This window comes from Peptidiphaga sp., from assembly GCF_057238965.1.
In genome coordinates, this window is sequence record NZ_DBHHEV010000003.1 from 4,862 (window position 1) to 29,562 (window position 24,701).

Annotated in this window: 21 protein-coding genes and 2 pseudogenes; 16 read left to right on the forward strand and 7 right to left on the reverse strand. The window is 64.5% G+C overall.

Translation table 11 applies throughout. The annotated features are described in order from the left end of the window. Nucleotides 1–171: pseudogene (gene fumC / locus ACO48X_RS00755) on the forward strand (class II fumarate hydratase); the annotation flags it as partial. Nucleotides 172–472: 301 nt separating this feature from the next. On the opposite strand, the gene ACO48X_RS00760 reads toward fumC, so the two are convergent. Next, nucleotides 473–1,246 (reverse strand): DeoR/GlpR family DNA-binding transcription regulator, encoded by a 774-nt coding sequence (locus tag ACO48X_RS00760; RefSeq protein WP_484999587.1) that lies wholly within the window; start codon nucleotides 1,244–1,246, stop codon nucleotides 473–475. Nucleotides 1,247–1,498: 252 nt separating this feature from the next. Between ACO48X_RS00760 and ACO48X_RS00765 the strand changes: the two genes are divergently transcribed. Then, nucleotides 1,499–1,753 carry a hypothetical protein gene (locus ACO48X_RS00765; RefSeq protein ID WP_484999589.1) on the forward strand — a complete coding sequence of 85 codons (255 nt, stop codon included), beginning with the start codon at nucleotides 1,499–1,501 and terminating at the stop codon, nucleotides 1,751–1,753. A 223-nt stretch (nucleotides 1,754–1,976) separates the two neighbouring features. Here ACO48X_RS00765 and ACO48X_RS00770 read toward each other — a convergent pair whose 3' ends face one another. Next, nucleotides 1,977–3,341 carry a PAS domain-containing protein gene (locus ACO48X_RS00770; protein WP_484999591.1) on the reverse strand — a complete coding sequence of 455 codons (1,365 nt, stop codon included), beginning with the start codon at nucleotides 3,339–3,341 and terminating at the stop codon, nucleotides 1,977–1,979. Between ACO48X_RS00770 and ACO48X_RS00775 the strand changes: the two genes are divergently transcribed. After that, on the forward strand, nucleotides 3,306–3,509 hold the full coding sequence (locus tag ACO48X_RS00775; RefSeq protein WP_484999593.1) for a hypothetical protein: 204 nt from the start codon (nucleotides 3,306–3,308) through the stop codon (nucleotides 3,507–3,509). The genes ACO48X_RS00770 and ACO48X_RS00775 overlap by 36 nt on opposite strands. A 96-nt stretch (nucleotides 3,510–3,605) precedes the next feature. Then, complete coding sequence (locus ACO48X_RS00780) at nucleotides 3,606–4,355, forward strand: TetR/AcrR family transcriptional regulator (RefSeq protein ID WP_484999595.1); 750 nt, start codon at nucleotides 3,606–3,608, stop codon at nucleotides 4,353–4,355. Here ACO48X_RS00780 and ACO48X_RS00785 read toward each other — a convergent pair. Further along, nucleotides 4,242–5,142: pseudogene (locus ACO48X_RS00785) on the reverse strand (DUF808 domain-containing protein). The gene ACO48X_RS00780 and the pseudogene ACO48X_RS00785 overlap by 114 nt on opposite strands. On the opposite strand from ACO48X_RS00785, the gene ACO48X_RS00790 reads away from it, so the two are divergent. Both ACO48X_RS00790 and ACO48X_RS00795 read left to right on the forward strand, forming a co-directional pair. After that, nucleotides 5,141–5,446, forward strand: a complete 306-nt coding sequence (locus tag ACO48X_RS00790) for a TM2 domain-containing protein (RefSeq protein ID WP_484999597.1) — start codon at nucleotides 5,141–5,143, stop codon at nucleotides 5,444–5,446. The pseudogene ACO48X_RS00785 and the gene ACO48X_RS00790 overlap by 2 nt on opposite strands. A 149-nt stretch (nucleotides 5,447–5,595) precedes the next feature. Further along, a complete protein-coding gene (locus ACO48X_RS00795) occupies nucleotides 5,596–6,180 on the forward strand; it encodes a YagU family protein (protein ID WP_484999599.1) in 585 nt (194 codons plus the stop codon). A 121-nt stretch (nucleotides 6,181–6,301) separates the two neighbouring features. Here ACO48X_RS00795 and ACO48X_RS00800 read toward each other — a convergent pair whose 3' ends face one another. Then, nucleotides 6,302–7,321, reverse strand: a complete 1,020-nt coding sequence (locus ACO48X_RS00800) for a zinc-dependent alcohol dehydrogenase family protein (protein ID WP_484999601.1) — start codon at nucleotides 7,319–7,321, stop codon at nucleotides 6,302–6,304. Between the two features lie 690 nt (nucleotides 7,322–8,011). On the opposite strand from ACO48X_RS00800, the gene ACO48X_RS00805 reads away from it, so the two are divergent. From ACO48X_RS00805 to ACO48X_RS00825, 5 genes are all read left to right on the forward strand, one after another. Beyond that, nucleotides 8,012–9,520 carry an amino acid permease gene (locus ACO48X_RS00805; RefSeq protein WP_484999603.1) on the forward strand — a complete coding sequence of 503 codons (1,509 nt, stop codon included), beginning with the start codon at nucleotides 8,012–8,014 and terminating at the stop codon, nucleotides 9,518–9,520. 1 nt (nucleotide 9,521) lies between these two features. Continuing rightward, the gene (locus ACO48X_RS00810; protein WP_484999605.1) at nucleotides 9,522–10,130 is read left to right on the forward strand and encodes a GNAT family N-acetyltransferase; all 609 of its coding nucleotides are present in this window, start codon (nucleotides 9,522–9,524) and stop codon (nucleotides 10,128–10,130) included. A gap of 19 nt (nucleotides 10,131–10,149) precedes the next feature. After that, nucleotides 10,150–10,626: a DUF488 domain-containing protein gene (locus ACO48X_RS00815; RefSeq protein WP_484999607.1), complete on the forward strand. Its 477-nt coding sequence runs from the start codon at nucleotides 10,150–10,152 to the stop codon at nucleotides 10,624–10,626. A 196-nt stretch (nucleotides 10,627–10,822) separates the two neighbouring features. Beyond that, entirely contained in the window at nucleotides 10,823–12,109 is a 1,287-nt protein-coding gene (locus ACO48X_RS00820) for a M18 family aminopeptidase (protein ID WP_484999609.1), read from the forward strand. Continuing rightward, a complete protein-coding gene (locus ACO48X_RS00825; RefSeq protein WP_484999611.1) occupies nucleotides 12,102–13,691 on the forward strand; it encodes a class I adenylate-forming enzyme family protein in 1,590 nt (529 codons plus the stop codon). The genes ACO48X_RS00820 and ACO48X_RS00825 overlap by 8 nt, the downstream gene beginning before the upstream one ends. Here the strand turns inward: ACO48X_RS00825 and ACO48X_RS00830 are convergent. Both ACO48X_RS00830 and lipB read right to left on the reverse strand, forming a co-directional pair. Continuing rightward, nucleotides 13,665–14,678 carry a lipoyl synthase gene (locus ACO48X_RS00830; protein ID WP_484999613.1) on the reverse strand — a complete coding sequence of 338 codons (1,014 nt, stop codon included), beginning with the start codon at nucleotides 14,676–14,678 and terminating at the stop codon, nucleotides 13,665–13,667. The two genes, ACO48X_RS00825 and ACO48X_RS00830, sit on opposite strands and share 27 nt — an antisense overlap. A 3-nt stretch (nucleotides 14,679–14,681) precedes the next feature. Next, the gene (gene lipB / locus ACO48X_RS00835; RefSeq protein WP_484999615.1) at nucleotides 14,682–15,305 is read right to left on the reverse strand and encodes a lipoyl(octanoyl) transferase LipB; all 624 of its coding nucleotides are present in this window, start codon (nucleotides 15,303–15,305) and stop codon (nucleotides 14,682–14,684) included. Between the two features lie 590 nt (nucleotides 15,306–15,895). Here lipB and ACO48X_RS00840 point away from each other — a divergent pair. The 4 genes from ACO48X_RS00840 to ACO48X_RS00855 all read left to right on the forward strand — a co-directional run bounded on the left by ACO48X_RS00840 (nucleotide 15,896) and on the right by ACO48X_RS00855 (nucleotide 22,158). Then, nucleotides 15,896–17,626: an ABC transporter substrate-binding protein gene (locus ACO48X_RS00840; RefSeq protein ID WP_484999618.1), complete on the forward strand. Its 1,731-nt coding sequence runs from the start codon at nucleotides 15,896–15,898 to the stop codon at nucleotides 17,624–17,626. Between the two features lie 179 nt (nucleotides 17,627–17,805). Beyond that, entirely contained in the window at nucleotides 17,806–19,332 is a 1,527-nt protein-coding gene (locus ACO48X_RS00845; RefSeq protein ID WP_484999619.1) for an ABC transporter permease, read from the forward strand. A 40-nt stretch (nucleotides 19,333–19,372) separates the two neighbouring features. Further along, entirely contained in the window at nucleotides 19,373–20,362 is a 990-nt protein-coding gene (locus ACO48X_RS00850; RefSeq protein WP_484999621.1) for an ABC transporter permease, read from the forward strand. Beyond that, entirely contained in the window at nucleotides 20,362–22,158 is a 1,797-nt protein-coding gene (locus ACO48X_RS00855; protein WP_484999623.1) for an ABC transporter ATP-binding protein, read from the forward strand. Before ACO48X_RS00850 ends, ACO48X_RS00855 begins: the two co-directional genes overlap by 1 nt. Before the next feature lie 17 nt (nucleotides 22,159–22,175). Here the strand turns inward: ACO48X_RS00855 and ACO48X_RS00860 are convergent, their stop codons facing one another. Beyond that, nucleotides 22,176–22,790: a PH domain-containing protein gene (locus ACO48X_RS00860; RefSeq protein ID WP_484999625.1), complete on the reverse strand. Its 615-nt coding sequence runs from the start codon at nucleotides 22,788–22,790 to the stop codon at nucleotides 22,176–22,178. Between the two features lie 168 nt (nucleotides 22,791–22,958). On the opposite strand from ACO48X_RS00860, the gene typA reads away from it, so the two are divergent. Further along, the coding region (typA, locus tag ACO48X_RS00865) for a translational GTPase TypA (RefSeq protein ID WP_484999627.1) at nucleotides 22,959–24,701 on the forward strand (1,743 nt) is incomplete at its 3' end.

Sequence of the window (24,701 nt, forward strand, 5' to 3'; positions counted from 1 at the left end):
GCCCTCAACCGCCACATCGGCTACGACAAAGCCTCGAAGATCGCCAAGAACGCGCACAAGAAGGGCCTGTCGCTGCGTGAATCGGCCATCGAGCTCGAATTCCTCACGAACGAGGAATTCGACAAATGGGTCGTTCCGGCGGACATGACGCATCCCAGCGCAGCCGAATGAGCTTCGAATCCGCAACGGGCGGGTCCGCGCCCACAGCGGGCCCGCCGGCTTGCCCCAGAGGGCATGCGCAACGCAAATCAGGCGGGGCCGCCGGACAGGGGCTTGCCCTTCTCTTCCGGGCCTAACCGCCTTAGCAAGGGCGCCGGGCTCGCGGCTGCGAGGGCCCGGCGCCCTTGTTTTCGAGGCTTTGCGGCCGTTTTGGGGTTCTGCGTCCGGTCGTTTCGGAGCCTCTTGCGCCCGGCTCTATGGGCCTCGGCGCTCGGCAGCCTGGGGGCAAGGCGCCCGGCGTTTTTCGACTGCCCTAATCGCAGATCGTGATCGGCACTCCGCTCGAGCGAAGGTCGGCCAGGGATTCTTCTGGGATGTCCGACGTCGTTAGAAGCTCCGCAAGATCCTCGAGGGCAGCGAATCTGTGGACGGAAGAGCGTGTGAGTTTTCTGGGTGTGGCCGGGAGTATGGCTCGCGCGGCCGATTGCAGGATATTTCGTTTGAGCGTCGCATCCGACGGGTTGATGCACGTGAGGCCGTTGGCGACGGACGCTGCGCAAGCGCCGAGAACGGCGACGTCGGCGCGAAAATCCCTCACGACGTCGATGACGGGGCTCGCGAGCATGGCGAGCGAAGCCGTTTCGACCGCGCCGCCGGGGACGACGACGCGCACTCCGGGCGCTTCCGCCAATGTCACGGCGGCACGCAAGCTCAACGCGAGAACCGTGATGTCACGCCCCGCAAGATTCTCCGCAACGAGGTCGCAGGTTGTTCCATTGTCGAGGATCACGCTCTCCCCGTCGTCGATCAGACGGGCGGTGGCCTTGGCCAAAAGATGCTTCGCCTTCAGATCCTGGGTTTTTCGAAGGGGAAAAGGGTGGGCCGTTCCGCGTTTGGGGGCGCGCAGCGCGCCGCCGTGAACGCGGGTGACGAGGCCCTTGTGCGCCAACTCCTTGAGATCGCGGCGTATTGTCACGGCCGAGACGCCGGTCAGACGCGCGAGCGCTGTGACGCTCACGGCTTCCGTCCCGCTCAGCGCCCGCATGATTGCTCTATGACGCTCCGAGGCCAGCTGTCGAGAATCCACTTTTTCCCTCGTTTTCTTGGTTTTCCGCTTTGTTCGTCTGCCGTTGGGGAATGGCCGCCGGCCCCGCTTCCGGGGCCCGCAGTGCCTTTTCAGCGCCGCCTGTCCGCATCCGTTGAGGCAGTTCTCTGCGGTCCCCGACCGGCCTTCAGAGATGATCGTTTACGTTCTAAATGATCATATCCATTGATCGTTTGGGCGGGTAGCCTCGTGGATGTCAGGGCGTTTTCCGCATGGAAAAGCCAAATTTCGACAATGAACGGAGCGATCGTGTCCAACTTCATCTCCAGTGCCTACGGAATGTGGTTTGAGCGTGTGACGTCGAAGATCGATCTGAAGACGGACACCCGCGAAGGCTATCTTCGGGCGGTCGTGGAGGATTTCACGCCGCATATTGTCCCCCGCGTAGAGAACAATGGCGCCCGCTTAGAAGGCCTGTCGCGCAGGGAACGTCCCGCGTGGAAAGCGCGCCGCGCAGGGAACCCTGCATCGAAAACATGCAGTTCCTGAATCGAGGGCGCGTTGGAAAAGCGGTCTAGAAAAGCAAAATGGAAAGCGGGCCTGGGAACGGCGCTGAGAAGCAGATCCAAAGAGGCGCGATTCCCTTTCGGGGATTTTTAACTGTCGACGTCGCCTCCTGCGCAGGCCGTCGTTTCGGGATGCAGCAGGGCGTCTGGCGAAAGTAAAAAAGGGGCGGGGCCGACCGAATGTCGGCCCCGCCCCGGTGCACGAGTCAGCCTTGCGCGAGGCGCGCTGCCATATCTTCGGCGCGGTCCACCAACGCCTTCATGCGAGTTGAATCGTGCTGCTCACCCAAAGCGTTGCAGCGAGCGGCAAGGCTCGCCGAGTCGTTGAGAATCTTGCCAGTGTAGTCGACGACTCCCTCAGAGATGCTGGGCACGAGCGCTGCGACGTCGTCGGGAAGCGTCATCGTTTCGGCCGTCGTCTTCCACATCGAGAGAACCTGGCTTGGAATGCCGAGCATCGAGGTGGCCTGATCGATGTTCCACACGGTGTTGCTCGCCAGCCGGCGGAATGCCGCGGTCTGCTCTTCCATCTCGTAGAGCCCTTGGCGCAGGGCCTTGGTCAGCATCCAGATGGCTTCGACCGACTCGCTTGAATTGTCGCCGTTGTCGATGAGCTCGGCGATGAACGTCGCCAGCATCGTCGTATGCAGCCGGGCGAGCGCCACTCGGAAGCGCGTGCGCGCACTCGTCTTTTCCAGCTCGCGCAAAGACTCGACCAAACGGGTGAGGGTCGAGGCGACGATGCTCTGCATCGACGTCCACACCTGAAGCGGTTCGATGAGGGGCTGCATCGCCGGGCCGTGGGTGGAAATCGTCTCGATCGTCTCGGGCTTGACCGTGGCGTTGGACAAGCGGCCTTCGATTTCGTCAGCCACTCGATGCAGTTCGATCGACAGGTCGGCGAGGTCCTTCTGCTCGTCGACCCAAACGGCGAGTTCGTTGTAGACGCCCTCAATCGTCTCCAGCGCGTCGCGGAGAACGCCCTGGGCATTCGGCCTGCGCGGGAATCCGGCCGAGAGCGCCTCGCGCCCCGCGACCTCGGCCGGCAGCACAGCGTTCTGGAAATCCTCGTAGCTCCCAAACCCCAGACCTTTGAGCAGCTCCGCAGCCTTCTGTGCACCGGACGCCGCGGCCTCCCTGCGGCTTGCCCCATTCTCCTTCAGGCCGGCCTCGAACGCGTGGACTTCGCTGTAGAGGCCGTTCGTCGCCGCGAAAAGGTCCTCGCATGCCGGGCGGGTGCGAACGGAGAGATAGCGATTGCCCGGCAGGGGAGTGATTGTGGCGAAAACGTCGTACTCGGACCCGTTCGCGGCAAGATTCCTCACGTATGCGGCGAAAGGCTCTCCCTTGCGGACAGTGTCCCAGAGAAGTTTGAAAGCCGCGCCGGGCATCTCCGGGTGACGGATGATGTTGTGGGGAGAGGCCATCAGGTCGTCGTGGGAGTAATAAGAGAGCCGAACGAACACCTCGTTCGACGATTCAATGACGCCCTTTGAGTCAGTCACGGAAAAGAACAGCTCGTCGATGCCGAACGAATGCACGGCGCCGGTTGGAACGACATATTTGGCCATGTAATAGGCTCCTTTTGGTGCGCGATGCAATGGAGCTGCATTGACTGCGCGATCGGGTGCGTGATCCGCTGCGTGAGCTCCGTTGCGTTATTTAATACGGTGTCAATCTTATCAGTTGTCGGGCTTTCAAGCTCGCCCCGCAGTAGGATCTTTCCCTTGCGGCCCTAGGACTCGGGGTGGGAGCGGAACGGGGCCTGTCCGCAGGCGGCTGCAAAACATAGAATCTATGAAGGCCCGCTCAAGCTGCGACGTCGGGGGTGAAACATGGGACGGCCGGCTGCCTTCGAACTCGGATCGGTCATCCGCGCCGCCAGGGAAGTGTTCTGGCAGCGCGGCTACGAGGCGGCCTCGATCGCGCAGATCGAGGAGACCGCGGGAATCGCCAGGTCGAGCATCTATCACGTCTTCGGTTCGAAGCGCGGCCTGTTCATCGCCTCGCTTCGCAGCTACGTAGACGAAGTCCTGGCTCCCGGCCTCGAGCCTCTGACGGGACGGGTCGAACGCGGAGCGATCGTCGATTACGTGAAAGACCTGCGCACAACCATCCTTTCCGGGCGGTCCTTCATCGCCGTTCACGGAAGCATGCTCATCAACGTTTCGTCCGGATCTTCGGGCGGGGATCCCGACGTCGGATCCATTGTCCGGAGTTACTTGGACGAACAGCTCGACGCGCTTCGCAACGGCATTCGCGCCCGTTTTCCTCGGGCCGACGGCGCCGAAACCGCGCGGCTGGCGCAGATTGTGCAGGCCTTGCTCGTCTCCGCGCTCACGCTCGTGCGGCTCGACAAGGCGCGGGCGGGGAGCAACCTCGACGCCGTGCTCGCCCTCCTCGGGGAAAGCGCGTCCGAGGACCAGGCCCCGGGGTCCGAAGCTTCCGCTCGCAGCCGTTCACAGGACGGGTCAGCCGCCGGAGCCTCTGCGGACGCGGCCGACGGCGGCCTGCAGGGCGACTATGAGGCTGCCGAAGACGAATCCAACCGCCAGCGAGCAGGACGTCTCGACTGTCCACGATAGGAATCCGCGGGGCACTGCAGAGGACAGGCTGTGGACGACGTCGTGCGGCGCGGACCAGCCGAGCTTGTCGCTGCCGCTGACAAGCAGATGGCCGCCGACCCACAGCATCGCGGCGACTCCGATCAAGGATCCTCGGCATGGCCTTGACGAGCCCCCGCCCCGTCTTTCGCGTGGCGGAGCTTTCTTTGGAGGCCATGTGCAGCCCGAGGTCGTCGATCTTCACCAGGCATGCCACGATCCCGTAGACCAAAGCGGTGATCAAGACGGCGACGACCGCGAGAATCGCGGCCCGGTAGGCGATGGGCTGTTCGGCGATCTCGGCGAGCGCGATGACCATGATCTCAGTTGAGAGGATGAAGTCGGTGCGCACGGCGTTCCTTACGATCGTGTCCTCCGCCTGGCCGCCTTCCGTGACTGCCGCATGGCTTTCGTGTCCCGCAAGTTTGCCCCAGATCTTGTGCGCCCCCTCGAAACAGAGATAGGAGCCGCCGACCATCAGCAAAGGAGTCAGAGCCCACGGCGCGAAAGACGACAAGAGGAGCGCTCCGACCAAGATGATGCCTTTGTTGACGAGCGATCCCTTCGCGATTCTTTTGATGATGGGAATCTCGCGTTTGGGATCGATGCCCTCGACGTATTGCGGCGTGACCGCCGTGTCGTCGACGACGACCGCTATAGCCTTCGATCCTGCTTTGGCGACTCCCGCTGCGACGTCGTCCAAACTGGAGGCGGTGAGTTTGACGAGGGCCGCGATGTCGTCCAAAAGGGCGGCGAGTCCGGTTGCCATGGTTCTCCTTCTCGATGGGCTGGTACGAGCTTACCGGCTCGCGGCGTCCGCCCGAGTTTCGTTTTCGGCTTCCCGCTGGCTTTGGCTCCAGTTTTTCCGTCTTGTCGCCCTGCTGCTTGCCTGGTTCCTCGGCGTATTCGGCGCCCACCGTTTCTACGTCGGAAAGACCGGAACCGCGCTCGCGATGATCTTCACAATCGGCGGCCTTGGGGTCTGGGTGCTCATCGACTTCATCATGATCGCGGCGGGATCCTTCACCGACATCGACGGGCGTCCCATAACTGTGTGGGACACGGCGAACTGACGCCTTCCGCCGGGGCTGTGGCCCGGCCGGGGCCGATGTGCGCCTCCCGACGGGCGCCGCCTGCTCGGGCTTCGACAGCGTGTGAGGCTGCCGCAAAGGGAATTGCCGTCTATGGTGTGCCTATCGCGATCATCGACAGGAGGACGCTCATGGGTTTGAAAAGCCTGCTGACCACCACGCCGAAGTCCAGACGCAACTACAAGGCTGCCGCCGTCGCCGGCCTTGTCGGCGGCGTGTTTTCCGCGATCGTCAAGTTTGGGTGGGAGGTTCCCTTCCCGCCGCGAACGCCCGAGCGCAACGCCACCAATCCTCCGCAGGAGCTTCTGGAGCAGCTGGGAATGTCGCCCGAGGCGAGCCACACGACGGTGGCCTTCAACGGCAACGAGCTTCCCATATACTCTTTCGCCATTCACTTTTCCTTCGCCATATTCTTCGCGCTCGCTTACTGTCTGATCGCGGAGAAGCATCCGAAGGTAAAGCTGTGGCAGGGGGCGGCATGCGGCTTGACCTTGTGGGTTCTGTTCCACGTCGTCCTGATGCCGGCGATGGGCACAGTCCCCGCTCCGTGGAACCAGCCTTTCGAGGAGCACTTTTCCGAGGCTCTCGGCCACGTCGTTTGGATGTGGGCCATCGAGATTGTGCGGCGAGACTTGCGCAACAGAATTACGCGCATGCCCGATCCCCAAGTGCCCCTTGACGCGGAACCCGCTCGCAACGGCAAAGCGTCTGGTTGAGCCCGCGCAGGTTCGGCGGAAAAGGCGTCAAAAGCCAATGGGGAGCCCCTTTGCGGGCTCCCATTAGCTTGCGACGCTTGCGGAGGATTCGTGCTCAGGGCGTTTCGACTCAGGGCGTTTGTCAAGGTTTGAGAAGCACCTTGACGGCGCGCCTTTTGTCCATCGCCCTGTAGCCCTCCGCGGCGTCGTCCAAGGGAAGGACGAGGGTGAAGACCTTGCCCGGATTTATCTCGCCCTTGAGGATCCTGTCGATGAGGTCGGGGAGGAACCGGCGCACGGGGGCGGGGCCTCCGAGCAGATTGACCTCGGCGAAGAACAGCTCTTGGCCGGGAAGCGAGACGCCGTGGGAGACGCCGACGTATCCGACATGCCCGCCCGGACGGCACGCCCCGATGGCCTGCATCATCGATTCCTGGGTGCCGACGGCCTCGACCACGCCGTGGGCCCCCAAGCCTCCCGTGAGCTCCTTGACGGCGGCCACTCCCGCGTCGCCGCGTTCGGCGACGACGTCCGTGGCGCCGAACTCCCGTGCAAGCGCGGCGCGGTCCTCGTGGCGGGACATGGCGACGATCCTCTCGGCGCCGAGCTGCTTTGCGGCCAGAACGGCCATGAGCCCGACGGCGCCGTCGCCCACGACCGCGATCGTTTTGCCCGGGCCCGCACCGGCGGCGACGGCGCCGAACCATCCGGTTCCAAGAACGTCGGATGCGGCCAAGAGCGAGGCGAGGGTCGCCTCGTCCTTGGGCCGTCCTCCCGGAACGACGACGAGCGTTCCGTCGGCCAGCGGGATTCGCGCGTACTGAGCCTGGGTTCCCTGGACGAAGCCGCCGTCGACGCAACGTGACTGGTAGCCGGAGCGGCATATCTCACACGTGTTGTCGGAGAGGCAGAAGGAACCGACGACGAAGTCGCCGACCTTCACGTTTTTCACGGCGTCCCCGACTTCGGCGACCGTTCCCACGTATTCGTGGCCCATCGGCCGTCCGCCCGACGGCTCGAGGCCGCGGTACGGCCACAGATCCGATCCGCAGATGCATGCGGCGGTGACCTGGATGACGGCGTCGGTCGGTTCGACGACGGTAGGGACGTCGAGGTCTTCGACCCTGACGTCGCCCGGGCCGTGCATGACTGCTCCTCGCATGGAGTTTCCTTTCGAAGTATATGGCTGTTGACGAAAGCCTATGGCTGTTGACGAAAGCCGCTGTCCGCGCCGACTCGCGCACCGCTTCGACGGGCGGGAAGCTTCCTGCCGACGCAGCCGCTTTTCCAGCCGTTCGTTTCCGGCTGCCTGCGCGGCACCGCTCGACGTCGTCTATGCAGCAGGCTCGGCCTTGCGCGGCACGCTCGGCGGCCGTATGCGTTCCGCCGATGTGGACTTGCATACAGTCCGATCCTAGGCTTTTCCGGCGTTCAAGGAGGCGACAATTGCCCTTGGCGGAATTCTTTCACGCGCAGGCGAAAAACCTCAGAAGAGCCGCCTCCGTTTGACATTGGCGGGTAGGACGGCGCCAAGGCGTCGCTTCGGCGCGGCGGCGCCCCCGAAATGCTGTACTCTCTAAGACGCGTGGGTTCGACGCGTGGGTTTCCCGGCGGGGCTCAGGCGCGTCGGGGCCACAGCTTCCGGTCATCGGGCGGCGGCTCCGGTTCGTCGGGGGAGGCAGACGGTTCTGGCCCGCCGAAACAACGCTGAGAAAACGCCCGAGTTCCGGGCTGCGCATGCAATGCAGCGTCGATCGACGATTGACGGAGGCCGCGGCCCGGGGGAGCGAATCCGCAGCGACAAGGCGAGACGCCGACGCAGAGACCTGCGCGGCACTCAAGAGAGGAATCTATGACCGAGGCGACGCGAAGCGAAGACGTCATCGAGGCCGCGGAAGAACGGAACCTCCAGCGCAGCCTGTCCAACCGCCACATCCAGCTGATCGCGCTGGGCGGCGCCATCGGCACGGGCCTTTTCCTGGGTTCGGGCGAGACTATCTCAAAGGCCGGCCCTTCGATCCTCTTGGTCTACGCGGTCATCGGCTTCATGCTGTACTTCGTGATGCGCGCCATGGGGGAGCTGCTGCTGCACAAGCTCGAGTACCGCTCTTTCCAGGACTTCGCCGCCGACATCCTCGGGCCGTGGGCCGGCTTCTTTGTGGGATGGACATACTGGTTCAGTTGGGTCGTCATCGGGATGGCCGACGTCGTGGCCATCACCGGATACTGGGAATACTGGCTCGGCGAAGACTGGCGGTGGCTCGCGATGGTCCTCACCACCGCGGTCATGCTCGCCCTCCTCGTCATGAACCTCGCCTCCGTCAAGCTGTTCGGCGAGATCGAATTCTGGTTCGCTATCGTCAAATTGGTGGCGATCGTGGCGCTTGTGGGGGTCGCTTCGTTCATGGTGATCGTCGGTTTCACTTCGCCGGACGGGACGACGGCCTCCGTCTCCCACCTGTGGAGCCACGGCGGAATGTTCCCCACGAAGTTCGCGGGATTCGTCAACGGCTTCCAGCTGGCCGTCTTCGCTTTCGTGGGAATCGAGCTCGTCGGCACTACGGCGGCAGAGACCGCCAACCCCCGCGTCACCCTGCCGCGCGCCATCAATGCGATTCCCGTGAGGATCCTCCTCTTCTACGTCGTCGCGCTCGCGGCGATCATGTGCGTGACGCCATGGAACGAGATCAATCCGAAGGTTTCTCCCTTCGTCAGCCTTTTCGGCCTCGCCGGCCTCGCGGGGGCCGCCGGGATCATGAACGCCGTCATACTCTCCAGCGCCTCGTCCTCGTGCAATTCCGGGATTTATTCGACGTCGCGAATGCTTTTCGGGCTGGCGCACAAACGAATGGCGCCCAGGGGCTTCCGCGAGCTCACGCGCGTCGGGGTCCCATGGCGCGGGCTCGTCGTCACGGTGTGCGTCATTTGCTCTGCGCATTTCCTCACTCTTTCGAGCGGGCTCCAGAGCGCCTTCAAGATCGTCGTAGCGCTGGCGTCGGTGCTCTTCCTGTTCGTTTGGTCGATCATCCTCGTCTGCCACGTCGTCTATCGGCGGCGCGACCCGAAGGCGCACGCGACGTCGGGGTACAAGATGCCCGGCTCCCACGTCATGCCGTGGGTTGTGCTCGCGTTCTTTGTTTTCATCCTCGTTGCCCTCACGCGCGACCGCGACACTTTGACGGCCTTGGCCGTGACCCCGCTCTGGTTCGGCGTGCTGGGCCTGGGATGGTGGCGCGTCCGGGGCGTCGCCCGCGCCGCATCCGAGACGTACGGCGCGAGCGGGGCGCACAGCGCAGCAGAAGAAGACCGCAAACAGCCGGATGCCGGCAAACTGCCCGATTCTGAAGGAGAAGGAAGCTGACGTGGAGCCGCTGAGCATATCGACGGCCCGCTCGGGCGACGTCGGAGAAGCCGTCGAAGTTTTGACGAGGGCCTTTCGCGAGGATCCCTTCACGTTGGCGACGATTGGGCCGCGGCAGCGGTATGAAGACGTCATTCCGCGCGCTTTTCGAGTGTTGGTCGAGGAGTTCTTCCTTCCGTGCGGACGCATTGACATAGCCAGGGACGGCGCCGGGACGGCCGTCGGGGCGGCGGTGTGGCGGGCTCCCGGACGCGAGCCGGGGTGGATCGCGACGGCGCGCATGAATGCCCGGCTGCTCGCGGCCTACGGTCGATCGACCTTGCGCGTCCGCCGCCTAGAGAGGGAATCCGACAAACTTGCGCCTCGTTTTCCGCACTGGTACCTGGGGTTCCTCGGAGTCGTCGGCGAAGCGCAGGGCAGAGGCGTGGGAGGCGCGCTCCTTGACCGCGGAATCGAGGCAGCCGGCGACCACGCCGCCTACCTGGAATCCTCGACGCCGGGATCGCAGGCCCTTTACGAGCGAAAGGGCTTCATCCCCTTGGGCGCAGCCGGGCAGGGAAAGCCTTGGGCCGTCGTGTGCATGTGGCGCCCCGGCAAGGTCGAACGCTGACATGGAGGCGATCTGAAACATGGAATCTCAATCGGCGCAGCGAAACGAATCGGTCAGTGAGCGGCAATCGCCGCTCGAGGGCGGCGACGTCCGCCTCAGGGACGTCTCGCTCAAGAGAGTGTATGAAGAGCCGGATTCCTCCGACGGCCTCCGCGTGCTCGTCGACAAGCTGTGGCCGCGAGGAGTGTCGAAGGCCAAAGCCGCCGTGGACGAGTGGGCGAAGGACTTGACCCCCTCGACGGACCTGAGAAAGTGGTTTCACGAGGACACCGCAGGACGGTGGGACGAGTTCCGCTCGGCTTATCGCCGCGAGCTCGAGGAGGGCGACGCCGTTCCCGCTTTTCTTTCCCGCGCCCCCGAGCATGTGACGCTTGTCTATGCTGGGAAAGACGCGGTGCACAATCACGCGAAAGTGCTGCGCGACGTCCTTCTCGACGCCGCAAAATGGCAGCGCGGGGACGGGCCGTCCGAGGGCGGGTCGCGGGCTCGCAGCTGACCGTGCGCTTCCAGCCGGCGGGATTCGGGCTTTCAACTGGCCGGACGCGGGCAGACTGGCGGGGACGGCGAACCGCCGACAACGAAGGGCAAGGCGCAAGGAAGGGCCTTGCTGACCGCGCAGCGGCGCCGCCGGAAAACAATCCGCCGGGGATTGGTGCGACGCGAGCTCCCAATGCGCACTAGACTGTTGAATCATGCAGAAGCATTCTGACGGGGACTCGGCGACCGCTCACGCGCTTGATCTTCGCGACTTCATCGTCGCTTCCCCGACCGCTTTTCACGCTGCGGCGGAGGCGGCGTCGCGCCTCGACGCCGCCGGATACCTGCGCCAGTGCGCGGAAGACGAATGGAGCGCCGCGCCCGGCGGCCATTACATCGTCCGCTCCGGCGCCGTCGTCGCCTGGTTCGTTCCACGAGGCACCGGCCCGCGCAGCGGATTCCGCGTCGTCGGAGCTCACACCGATTCGCCTTCGTTCAAAGTGAAGCCGGTTGCAGACTCCAGGGCATTCGGCTTCGCATCCGTCAACGTCGAAACCTACGGCGGCCTTCTCGCCAACTCGTGGCTCAACCGCGACCTTGGGATCGCCGGGCGAGTCACTGCCGTCGACGGCGAGGAGAGGCTGTTCGCAACCGGGCCGGTCATGACGATTCCGCAGCTCGCTCCGCACCTCGACCGTTCTGTCGACGAGCGTCTGACGCTCGACAGGCAGAGGCATCTCCAGCCGGTGTGCGGCACGGGCGAGCGGTCGATCGCTGCGACGATAGCGCAGAGCGCGGGAATCCCCGCCGAGGGCATCGCCGCCCTCGACGCGTACGCCTTCGACGTCCAACGGCCGGAGATCATTTCGGGCGAGTTTTTGGCCGGCGGGCGGCAAGACAACCTCGTGTCTGTCCACGCCGGCTTGACGGCGCTCCTGGCGGCCGAGGAGGAACTGGCCGCCCAGAGCCGCTGCATCGCGGTGTATGCGGCTTTTGACCATGAGGAAGTCGGCTCCGCTACGGCCACGGGCGCCGCCGGCCCGCTTCTCGAATCGGTTTTGCGCCGCACGGCCCTGGCGCTGGGCGCGAGCGAGGACGAGTACTTTCGGATGCTCGCGCGCACGACGTGCATGAGCGCCGACGCCGGGCACTCGATCAACCCGAACTATCCGGGTTACCACGACCCGACGCAATATCCGACGGCCGGCGGCGGGCCTATGGTCAAGACGAACGCGAACCAGCGCTACGCGTCCGATTCGACCGGCTGCGCCCTGTGGCTGCGGGCGGCTGCGGACGCCGACCAGCCCGTGCAGACATTCGTTTCGAACAACTCGGTTCCCTGCGGCACGACGATCGGCCCGCTGACGGCCGCCCGCCTGGGAATCGACACCGTGGACGTCGGCGTTCCGCTCCTGTCCATGCACTCGGTCCGCGAACTCTCTTCGATCGCCGACGATTGGGCGCTCGCGCAGATCTTGCGGGGGTACTGGACGATTGCATGATTCCTCGTACAACGCGGCGTTCGCCCTCGACCGCTCGGCATGGAGCCGGCCTACAGCCCTGTCGGTGGTCTACGGCGACCGGCGGTGGACCGTCGCGCAGGCCGCCCATCTGACGCGCCAGCTCGCCCAGCTGCTCGCACGGTCCGGTGTGAGCAAAGGGGACAGGGTGCTCTTCGTCGGGCACAACTCTCCCTACCACCTGTTCGTCTACATCGCGTGCGCCAGGCTGGGCGCAGTCTTCGTCCCCGTCTCTTTCAGGCTGGCGCAGAACGAGGTCCAGGAGATCGTCGATTTCTGCTCGCCCCGGGCTATTTTCGCGGACGCGACGGTTGCGGCGAGGGGAAGCTTTGCCTCGACGGGAACCTTCATGAGCTTCGTGATTGACGACGACCCAGCCGACGGCTCCTACGGCGCGGGAATCGCCAACGGCTACTTCGCCCTGACGCCGGCCCTCGCCTCACTCGACGGCACGCTCGTCTCGGACTGCCGCGGCTCGGGGAGCGCGGCCTTCAACACGGTCGAGTATCCGACCGGAACGGCCGCCATTTTCTACACCTCGGGAAGCGCCTCAGGAAGCCTTCGGGCGGTCGAGCTCACGCACCGAAACCTCTGGTGGGCCGCCAGGAACTTCCGCGAGGCCTTCGGATACGGCGTCGACGACGTCATCGTGGTGGGCGCGTCGCTCGCCCACATCGGCGGATTCAACGGCGGCACCCTCGATCTGTTCGTCTCGGGCGGCGCCGTCGTCCTCATGCGCTCTTTCGACGCCTCCGAGGCGCTCCGGCTGGTCGAACAGTGGCAGGCCGCGATCTTCTTCGGAGTGCCGACGATGTTCTGGGCGATCGTCACGGAAGCCGAACGCGGGTCTCACGATTTGACCAGCCTGCGGCTCCCCGTCGTCGGCGGGGCGCCGGTTCCGCTCACCCTCTTGGACCGGCTGAAGGGAGTCGGGCTGAAGCCGGCGGTCGCCTGGGGCATGACGGAGACCGCCGGGTCGGGGACCTTCCAACCGTACGGCAGCGGGGCGTCCGGGGCAGTCGGCAGGCCGTACGCGCACGTGGAGGCGAGGATCGTCGATCCGGCGACGCAGACCGACGCGACGGTGGGGGAGCTCCTGGTGCGAGGGCCGTCCATCAGCCCCGGCTATTGGCACAATGCCGACCAGACGCGGTCGGCGTTCGTCGAAGGCGGGTGGCTTCGCACCGGCGACGTCGCCGTAGGAGGAAACGAGGTGACGATCGTCGGCCGCCTCTCGGACCGCATCGGCACCGGAGGCGAGGGCGTCAATCCCACGGAGGTCGAGGAGGTTCTGCGCGCCCATCCGAAGATCGACGACGTCGTCGTGGTCGGCATACCCGACGAGGTGTGGGGAGAAATCGTCGCCGCGGCCATCGTGTGCGACGCCGCCGCGGTGCCGACCCTCGCGGAGCTGCAGGCCTTTGCCGCTCAGGTTCTCGCGAGGTACAAGCTTCCGCGCGGTTTGGCCCGCATCGAACGGGTTCCGCTCGACGCCGAGGGCGAGGTCGACAGGGCTGCCGTCAAAGACCGCCTGGTTTCAGCAGCCCCTTCCTTTGGACAGTAGCCAGCTCGCTTCTTGCCGGGCTTCCATCGGCTCGCCCAGTTGCTCCATGCCCGGCGGCAGTTCAAGGCCCTTCGCCGTCATCGCCATCCCGTAGAGGCGGCCGGCGCGGTACGAGGAACGCACGAGCGGGCCCGCCATGACTCCGGCGAAGCCCATCTTCCTGCCCAGATCGCGCAGCTCGATGAACTCCTTGGGCTTGACCCACCTGTCGATCGGGTGGTGGAGCGGGGAAGGCCTCAGGTACTGGGTGACGGTCAAAAGGTCGCACGAGTTCTCGCGCAGAGCCGCCATGGCCTCCTCGATTTCCTCGCGGGTCTCGCCCATGCCGAGAATGAGGTTCGACTTGGTGACGAGGCCTTCCTCTGACGCCATCGCGATGATGTCCAGGGACCGCTCGTAGCGGAACGCGGGCCTGATCCTCTTGAAGATCCGCGGCACCGTTTCGAGGTTGTGCGCGAAAACCTCCGGGCGGGAGTCGAAGACCTGGCGCAGCGCTCCGACGTCGCCCTGGAAGTCGTCGACGAGCAGCTCGACGCCCGTGCCGGGGCACAGCTCGTGGATTTGGCGGCACGTCTCGGCGTAGATCCATGAGGCGCCGTCGGGCAGGTCGTCGCGGGCCACTCCGGTGACCGTGGCGTAGCGCAGGCCGAGATGACGCACGGACTCCGCGACGCGCCGAGGCTCGTCGCGGTCGAGGCTCTTGGGCTTGCCGGTGGCGATCTGGCAGAAGTCGCAGCGCCGCGTGCACTCCGAGCCGCCGACGAGGAAGGTGGCCTCCCTGTCCTGCCAGCACTCGTAGATGTTCGGGCACTGCGCCTCCTGGCACACCGTGTGCAGCGAGGCCGTCGAGACCAGGCTCTTCATGTCCGCGTAGTCCTCGCCGACCACGGCGGTGGTTCGGATCCAGTCGGGCTTCTTCTCGATCGGAGTCTGGGCGTTGCGGGCCTCGACACGCAAGAGCTTGCGTCCTTCGGGGGCGATCGTCATCGTTTACCTTTCCTGTTGGAAACTCGCGAGGCGCTTGACGAGGGCCGACGTCAACGCCGCCGCCGCCTCCTCGAGCGAGGCGTCGACGCCCTGCCGCTCCATAGACGTTACTCCGGCATCCGTGATTCCGCACGGGTTGACCCGGAAAAACTTCGAAACGTCGGTCGCCACGTTGAGGGCCAGGCCGTGCATCGTCGTGTCGGAGGCGAACTTCAGGCCGACGGCGCAGATCTTCTCGCCGCCGACCCACACGCCCGAGCGCCCCGCGATCTGTTCGCCGCGGATGCCGAAGGTCGAAAGCGCTTCGATCACGGCCGTTTCGACGGCGCGGACGAAGGCGACCACGTCCTTTGGAAGGCGCACGCGGACGATCGGATAGACGATCACCTGGCCCGGCCCGTGGTAGGTCACCGAGCCGCCGCGATCGACCTCGACGACGGGCACCGAAGGATCGGGAACGTCCTCGGGGCGGGTGCGCCGCCCCGCCGTGTAGACGTCCTTCGCCTGCCACACGACGAGGGTGTCGGGCTCCTCGCCTTGCGCCACCGCGGCGTGGATCTCGCGCTGCACCCCGTCGACTTCGGCGTAACTCAGGGGGCCTCTGTCTAAGAGGCAAAGGATGTTCACATCTCGATTTTAGGCCTTTGGGCCCATCTTCTCGAATTGACAAGGGAGCGGGCCGCTCAGCCGAATCGAGGGGAAAGCCTGGCCTGCGAAGGAAAGGCCGAAGCGCGAGCCCGGCGCGCGTCCCCGAACGAGCTGACGGCGGCGAACATGGGCGCTGAACATGACAGCCACGCGCCGGCCCTGCGCGCGCGTCCCCTAAACTGCGGGCCCGGCCGACGATTTCAAGAAGCCGGGCAACCGCCCGTTGAAGCTCTCGCGAAGCCCCGGAGAAGCCGACGGCGTCGCGGACTGCAAGAGTATGCGTTATCATTCATTGCTATACATCGGCAATCTTCTCGACGGGTCGAATCTTTTCTTCACGCCAAGGCTGCCGGGTACAAAGTTAAAAGGGGGTCGAGCCAACCCTGTTGCTGGAGTAAAGACTGTCCATGGTTTTAGTCCAGAATGTGGGACAAGCGTAACGACCTTCCGCTTTGGGTATATGATCCTTCCTACGAACGTATGGTTGGTTCGTTTACCTGGTTCACGGGGGTCCATGCGCATTGAGGTATCCCCCGCATGAGAAAACGAAATAAGGAGGGGCACTCGCCTTGGGGGCGTGCGGCTCCGGCGGCAAGCAAGAGGTCAAAGCCGGCTCGAAGAATTCGATCAGCTACTCTCCCGGCAAACAGGAATGGGGCGGCTACAACGGTTCGACGGTTGAGGCATACTCGACTACAACCGCGGCGGTCACCGACCGCGTGCAAACCGGCTTCGGTTACTACGACCCCCAGGGGGTGTGGAAGCACGGAACCGATCTCGGCGACTACAAGAAACTCTCGGACGACCCGCTCACCGTCGAGTACACGGTCAACGAGAAGGCGGTCTACCAGGGGAAGACGCCGATCACCTGCGAGGACTTTTACCTCGATTGGGTGAGCCAGAACCCCGATTGGATCCTCGAAGGCCAAAAGGCCGCAGGCGCCGTCGACGAAAAGAGCGGAGAGGCTCAGCCCCTCTTCAACCACGTTTCCAGCCCCGAGGGATACGCTCACCCCGTCTCGCAAGGCCCTCAGTGCAACGAGGGCGAAAAGAAGTTCACGGTCAAGTACGACACCGTGTACCCCGACTGGGAGCTCAACGTGGGCGGGCCCCTTCCCTCGCACGTGGTCGCCAAGAAGATCGGCATGAGCAAGCAGGATCTGTTCAAGGCGCTCAAGAACAAGGATTTTGCTGTCGCGAAGAAAGCGGCCGAGGCCTGGAACAAGTGGAATGCCACCCCTCCGGGCAAGCTTCCCCCCGCCGAGGAAATCCCGTCCTTCGGCCCCTTCGCGCTCAAGCAGGGCGGTTGGAAGGCCAAGCAGTACGTCACGCTTGAGCGAAACCCCGATTGGTGGGGCGAGAAGGCCGGAACCAAAGAGCTCGTCATCAAGCAGGTGGAAGACGACGCCCAGCTTCAGGCCCTGGCCAATGGAGACCTGAACGTCATCGAGCCTCAGGCCACCCAGGACTCGATCGACCGCATCAAGAAGACGCCCAATGTGACGCTTCTCCAGGGGCCGACCATGGTCTGGGAGCACCTCGACTACAACTTCGGCTCGAATTCGGTGTTCGCCGAGAACAAGGGAGGAATCAACCTCCGCAAGGCGATGGCATACTGCGTTCCGCGTTCGGAGATCGTCGAAAAGCTCATCAAGCCCCTCGACGCGAAGGCCCAGGTCCTCAACGCCCGCGAGTACTTCCCGACCGACAAGGACTATGAAGGCGTCGTCAAGGCCTCCTACAACGGCGAGTACGACAAGGTGAACATCGAAAAGGCGAAGGAACACGTGGCCGCCTCGGGGATCAAGAATCCGACGGTTCGGATCGGATACCGCAACGGCAATCCTCGCCGCGCCGAGACGGTCGCCCTCATCACCGCCTCCTGCAAGAAGGCCGGAATCACCATTAAGGACAACTCGTCCGCGAAGTTCATGGACGACGGCGGCGAATACTACACGGGCCAGTGGGATATGGCGCTCTTCGGCTGGAACGGCTCGGGACAGGTCGTTTCGGGCCAGAACATCTATCAAACCGGAGGACAGCAGAACAAGAGCGAGTACTCCAACAAGACCGTCGACGCCGAATGGAAGAAGATCGCGGGAACTCTGGACAAAGGCGTGTGGCTCGAGTCCAAGAAAGTGATCGAGAAGCAGCTGTGGGACGATCTGTTCGGCCTGCCGCTGTACGTCCAACCGGGCATCGTCGGTTACTCGAACGGTCTCGAGAACGTCAAGCGAAACATCACCCAGAAGCAGGTGCTGTGGAACGCCGAAAAGTGGAAGTGGAAGTCGGCCAAGTGACCGGTTGACCCGGAGGGCCCCGCCGTTGTGGGCGCGGACGCCGTGCGCCACCGCGGGGCCCTCCTTCCGCCTTCGGCAAATGGCTCCGAAGGTGAAACTGGTACACTTCCACAATGTTGCTTCGGGCACGTCAGTCCACGGAGCAATGCTCGCGAACCGTTGGAAAGAAGATTCGCCTAGTGTTTAAGTTCATAATCAAGCGCTTGGGCATATCCGCCCTTGTCATGCTGGCGGCCTCCGTCATCCTTTTCATTCTGACGATCAATGCCGGCGATCCCTTGGGCGACCTCAGGGAAAGCACGAGCCCCAACCGCCAAAACCTCATCGACCGGCGCATAGCCGTCATGCACCTGAACGACCCCTGGTACACGCGCTACTTCGCCTGGCTCGGCGGGACGAGCAAGTGCTTCGTGGGCGCCTGTGACTTCGGAACCAATTTCAGGGGCCAGCGCGTGAACGACCTTCTCGTCGACGCCATGGGATCGAGCCTCCGCCTCGTCTTCCTCTCGACGGTCTTCGCCATCGTCCTCGGCGTCTTCTTCGGCGTCATGACGGCGATACGGCAGTATTCCGGATTCGACTACGTCGTCACCTTCATATCCTTCGCCTTCTTCTCGCTTCCGTCCTTCGTCTTCGCCGTCCTTCTAAAGGAATACGGTGCCATCAAGTTCAACGACTGGCTGGAGGATCCGACCATATCCTTCGCGACGACCGTGCTCTTTGCCGCGATTTTCGCCCTTTTCGCACAGTCGCTTGTCGGCGGGAGCCTCCGGCGGAGGGCGTATGCGGGCGCGGGCGCCTTCCTTTTCGCCCTCGTCGCGCTCGTCGTCATCTCGAGCACGAAGTGGTTCCTCAGCCCGCAGCTGGGATGGTGCTTTATCATCGTGGTCTCAATCGCCTCGGCCGTTCTTTTCGCGTCCCTCTTCTGCGGCCTGTCCAACAGAAGGGCCTTGGCCTGCACGCTGGGCTCCTCAGCCCTGAGCTTCTTGGTCTTCCTAGCCGCCAGCGGAAGCCTTTGGCAGCCCACGTGGGGTCTGCTCTTCGTTCTCCTCTTGGCGGTGATACTCGCCGGGGTGGTCATCGGGTTCGTTTTCGGAGGGTACGCCAAGCGCTCCGTCGTGTGGGCCAACGTGTGGACTGCATGTGCGACCTTCCTGGCCGTTTTCGCCAATTACATGGCCGAGTACTGGGCGGACTACACCGAATTGGTGGGCGACCGGCCGGTGGCGACCGTGGGCGCAGGAACGCCAAACTTCCAGGGCGGGGAGATATTCTGGCTCAACGTCATCGACACCGTCACGCATTTGCTTTTGCCGACAATCTCCCTGACCCTCATATCCTTCGCGAGCTACACGAGGTACACGCGCTCGTCGATGCTCGAGGTTCTGGGGCAGGATTACATTCGCACCGCCAGATCCAAGGGACTTCCCGAGCGCACGGTCATCACCCGCCATGCTTTCCGCAACGCCATGATTCCGATCACCACCATCGTCGCCACGGATTTTGCCAACCTCATCGGAGGCGCGGTCATCACGGAATCCATCTTCGGCTGGCAAGGGATGGGCGCCCTGTTCCGTTCGGGGCTCGACGCCGTCGATCCGATGCCGGTCATGGCCTTCTTCACGGTGACGGGAACCGCCGCCATCGTCATGAACATGGTCGCCGACATCCTTTACGCGTACATCGACCCGAGAATCAGGCGGTGAGGCTGCGATGACATCCAGTGACGCCCCTTCGGAGGGAAACATGACAGACAGCAAGCACTCAGTTGTGCACATTGACGAAGACGCCGACTTCGCAGCCGTGGAGGTGGAGGACGAGGTCCTCGACCAGACGACCGACAAGTCCTATTCGCAGGGTCAGCTCGTCCGCCGTCGCTTCTTTCACCACAGGGCGGCGATGGTTTCCCTCATCGTCTTCGTCTTCATCGCCCTCCTCGCCTTCACATCGATCGGCTACGGACCTCTTCCGGGGTGGTGGAAGTACAACTACACGGACACCTACCCGACGATCAACGGCGGGCGCCCCACCCTCGGTTTCCTGCATCTCGGCGAGCACCCCTTCGGTCAGGATTCCGTCGGCAAAGACTACTTCGCCCTGACCATGAGGGGAACCCAGAACTCGATCATCATCGCCTTCGTCGTCGGGCTGGTCGGAACCTTCATCGGCACAGTGGTCGGCGCGATCGCGGGCTACTACCGCGGCTGGGTCGAGGCCGCCCTCATGCGGATGACGGATCTTTTCATCGTCATCCCGCTTCTTGTGCTGGCCGCCGTCGTCGGCCGGATGACGGGGGAGTTCGGAATTGTCTTCCTCGCCTTCATGTTGGGCATTCTGTATTGGACCGGGTTGGCGCGCCTGGTCAGAGGCGAGGTCCTCTCCCTCAGGGAGCGCGAGTTCATCTCGGCTGCGCGCGCGCTCGGCGCTTCCAACCGGAGGATCATCATCCGCCACATCCTCCCCAACTGCCTGGGCACGATCATCGTCTCGGCCACCCTCCTCATCGCCTCCGCGGTGCTCCTGGAGACCTCGCTTTCCTTCCTCGGATACGGGGTGAAGTCGCCCGACACGTCGCTCGGCCTGCTCATCAGCCAGTACCAGAGCTCGTTCGCCACGCGTCCCTGGCTCTTCTTCGCTCCCGCGGCGGCGATCCTCATCTTCGCACTGAGCGTCAACTTCATCGGCGACGGCTTGCGGGACGCGTTCGATCCCCGCCAGAGAGGAAAGGCATCCTGATGTCGGACAAGAAAGAACGCCCCGGCCGCAAGCCCCGCAAAGGGGCCGGCCCCAACCTCGGCGAAGGCCTCGGCAAGGGCAAGGTGATCGAGGTCCAGAAGATCTCCTCGGAGCCCGTTTTGGCCTTCCAGGGCCTCGACGTCCAGTTCAAGACGGAGTTCGGGCGAGTCCACGCGGTGCGCGGCGTGAGCATCGACGTCGTCCCCGGACAGGTCGTGGCCCTTGTGGGCGAATCGGGGTCCGGCAAATCCGTCACGTCGACGACCGCGCTCGGCCTCCTGCCCGGGAACGCGTCCATCGACGGCGAAGTCACCGTGGCGGGCAAGAGCGTTCGAGGAATGGGCTCGCGCGGCCTGCGCAACCTGCGAGGCAAGGACGTCGCCATGGTCTTCCAAGAGCCCATGACGGCGCTCAACCCCGTCCTGACGATCGGACGGCAGATAACCGAGGCGCTCGAGCAACACGGCGTCGCCTACGGGACGGCGGCCACCGCGCGAGCCGTTGAGCTGCTCAAGATGGTCGGCTTGAACGACGCCGAGGCTCGGGTCAAGCAGTATCCGCACGAGCTGTCCGGCGGCCAGCGCCAGCGCGTGTGCATCGCCATGGCGATCTCGTGCAACCCCAAGGCCATCATCGCCGACGAGCCGACCACGGCCCTCGACGTCACCGTCCAGGCCGACATCCTCGACCTGCTGCGCTCGCTCAAGGACAAGCTCAACACCGGCATCCTGCTCATCACGCACTCGATGGGCGTCGTCGCCGACATGGCCGACACCGTCCATGTGATGTTCAAGGGAAACATCGTCGAGTCGGGAACCGTCGATGCCGTGCTCAACCACCCCGAACATCCGTACACGCAAAGGCTTCTGCGCGCCGTTCCCCACTTGGGGCGCGGCCGGGCCCAGTTCGGATTCGACGAGTCCCGCGACGAGTCCATCGACCTGGGCGACACGGTTCTCAGCGCGAACAACCTGGTCATCGAGTACGAGCGGCATGGCAAGGAGCCTTTCCGCGCGGTCGACGGCGTGACCTTCGACGTCGCGCGCGGGGAGATCGTCGGGCTCGTCGGGGAGTCGGGCTCGGGCAAATCGACGATCGGCAAGTGCGTGCTCGGCCTCGTTCCGGCGGCCTCCGGAAGCGTCGAGGTTTTCGGCAAGGACCTTCTGGCAATGTCCAAGGACGAGGCCAGGCGCAGCAGGAAGATGATGGGCGTGGTCTTCCAGGATCCCGCGGCCTCCCTCGACCCGCGATTTCCGATCGGCGACTGCATCGCCGAGCCCCTGGTGGTTCACCGGGAGGGAAACCAGAAGTTCCAGCAGCAAAGGGTGTATGAGCTGCTCGATGCCGTCAGCCTTCCGCGCTCGCCCTACAACCGCTTCCCGCACGAGCTTTCCGGCGGCCAACGCCAGCGCGTGTGCATCGCGCGGGCTCTGGCGCTTCGGCCCAGCCTTCTCATCGCGGACGAGCCGACGTCGGCCCTCGACGTCTCCGTGCAGGCGCAGGTGCTGACGATGCTTTCGGACCTTCAGCGGGACTTCGGCTTCGCCTGCCTGTTCGTCTCGCATGACCTTGCCGTGGTGGACATGCTCGCCCACCGAGTGGTGGTGCTCCAAGACGGAAAGATCGTCGAGCAGGGGCTGCGCACGTCCGTGCTGCACAATCCGCGCGAGGAGTATACGAAGAGGCTGCTGGCTGCGGCGCCGGTCCCGGAGCCCGGAGAGCAGCGCCGACGGCGCGAGGAGCGACACGAGCTTCTTCGCTCGATCGGCGACGAGGTCGCGGAGCTCAAACTCTGAGGATCCCAGGCGTGAGGCTAGCCGGAGACGGCCTGCCTCACGCCTTCGGCGATCGCCAGCAGGCCCGCCGCCAAGGCGAAGCACGGGGCGGGACAGAAGCGGCGCGAGTACCGCTCGCTTTCTCCCTTTGCGAAGGCTTCGCCCTCGCCCTTCGCCGCTTCCCGGCAGGCGGAGTCGATGGCCAACCTCGCCTGCAGGGGAGTCGCCCATTGCAGATCGGCCTTCGGCCTGAGGGCCGGCTCAGGGCGGCGATAGGCCTCTCCCGAGCGCCGGGCAAAGCGATCGCTTCGCTTGTCCGACCTCGGATAGGAGGCGACGGCGTCGTCGCCCTTCTCGCTGAGGATCTTCAAGCCCAGCTTCGACGAGAGGCCCTTGTACTCCCGCCAGGGGATGCGCACAGTTCGGATCCAGTTCCCCAAGGCGATGCCGGCGTCGTCGAGCGTCACGTAAGGTCGCAGATAGAAGACGTAAGCCAGGGCGAGGATGCCGGCGGCGATGAGAGTCGGCGGGACGAGCGAGGCCCGGGCCGAATCCATCACGCTGGCCGCTTCGATGAAGGCGGCGAAGGCGGCGAATAGGCCGCCTTTGACGGCCTGCCGGGGATTGCGCAGACGGAAGCGGATCGTGGGCATGGGCAGATTCTCTCACACCCGCGCGCTTGGTCTATCACACATTCTTGCGCACCGGGCTATTTCCAACCTGCGCGCGTAGGATATTCGATGGCGCACCGTGCGCCCGCGCAACTGAACGCGTCGGAGCAGACATCCGGCGTGTGCGCGTCAAGCGAGGACAAGGAATCATTGAGCAAGCGTTATGACCTGCGGAACGTCGCCATCGTGGCGCACGTCGACCACGGCAAGACAACGCTCGTCGACGCCATGCTGTGGCAGTCGGGGGCTTTCGGCGAGCGCGCCACCGTTGAGAAAACGGGGGAGCGGGTCATGGATTCGGGGGATCTGGAGCGTGAAAAGGGCATCACGATCCTCGCGAAGAACACGGCGATACGCTACACCGGCCCCTCCGCGGCCAAGTTCAACGCGCCCGAAGGCGTGACGATCAACGTCATCGACACTCCCGGCCACGCCGACTTCGGCGGGGAGGTCGAGCGAGGCCTGTCGATGGTCGACGGCGTCGTCCTTCTCGTCGACGCCTCCGAGGGCCCGCTGCCCCAAACCCGTTTCGTCTTGCGCAAAGCCCTCGAGGCGAAGCTCCCGGTCATCACCGTGGTCAACAAGGTAGACCGCCCGGACGCCAGGATCGACGAGGTGGTCAACGAGACCCAGGACCTGCTGTTCTCCCTCTACTCGGACCTCGAGGATCCCGACGACGCGATTCTCGACCGGCTCTTGGAGATCCCCGTGATCTTTTGCGCCGCGAAGGCGGGGTACGCCGACACGCTCCGCCCCGAAGACGGCGAGCTGCCCTCCAACCGCGATCTGGAGCCGCTTTTCGAAGCGATGCTCCACTACATACCCGCCCCCGAGTACGACGCCGACGCCGGGCTCGTCGCCCAGGTGACGAACCTCGACGCCTCGCCGTTCCTCGGGCGCCTCGCTCTGACCCGGATCTATTCGGGAGAGCTGACGAAGGGCGCATGGGTCGGCCTTTCAGGAAAGGACGGCGGGCTTTCGCGAGTGCACATATCGGAGCTGCTTGCAACCAAGGGGCTGAACCGCGAACCGGCGCAGAGCGCCCGAGCCGGCGACATCGTGGCGATTGCGGGAGTCGAGGACATCACGATCGGCGACTGCTTGGTGGACCTGGACGACCCCCGCCCGCTGCCTCCCATACACGTCGACGATCCGGCGATCTCCATGACGGTGGGCATCAACACCTCGCCTTTGGCGGGCAAGGTGAAAGGGCACAAACTCACCGCCCGCCAGGTCAAAGACCGGCTCGAGGCGGAGCTTGTCGGAAACGTCTCGATCAGGGTGCTGCCCACCGACCGCCCCGACCAGTGGGAGGTCCAGGATCGCGGAGAGCTCGCGTTGGCGATCCTCGTCGAGCAGATGCGGCGCGAAGGGTTCGAGCTGACTGTGGGCAAGCCTCAGGTCGTCACGAAGACGGTCGACGGCAAGGTCCACGAGCCCATGGAGCGGACGACGATTGACGTTCCTGAAGAGTATCTCGGCACGGTCACGCAGATCATGGCGGCGCGCAAAGGACGGATGGAGACGATGTCGAACCACGGCTCCGGCTGGGTGCGGATGGAGTTCGTCGTGCCGGCCCGCGGCATGATCGGCTTCCGCTCGCAGTTCCTCACGCAGACGAGGGGCACCGGAATCGCCTCCTCGATCGGCGACGGGTACGCGCCCTGGGCCGGGGCGATAGAGTCTCGCGCCACCGGCTCCCTCGTTTCTGACCGTCAGGGCCAGGTCACGGCGTACGCCCTCCAAAAGCTGGAGGACCGCGGAACGTTCTTCGTCGAACCGGGCCAGGAGGTTTACGAAGGCCAGGTTGTGGGGGAGAACCCGCGTGACGAGGATATGGACGTCAACGTGGTGCGGGCGAAGGAAATGACGAATATGCGATCGGCCACCGCG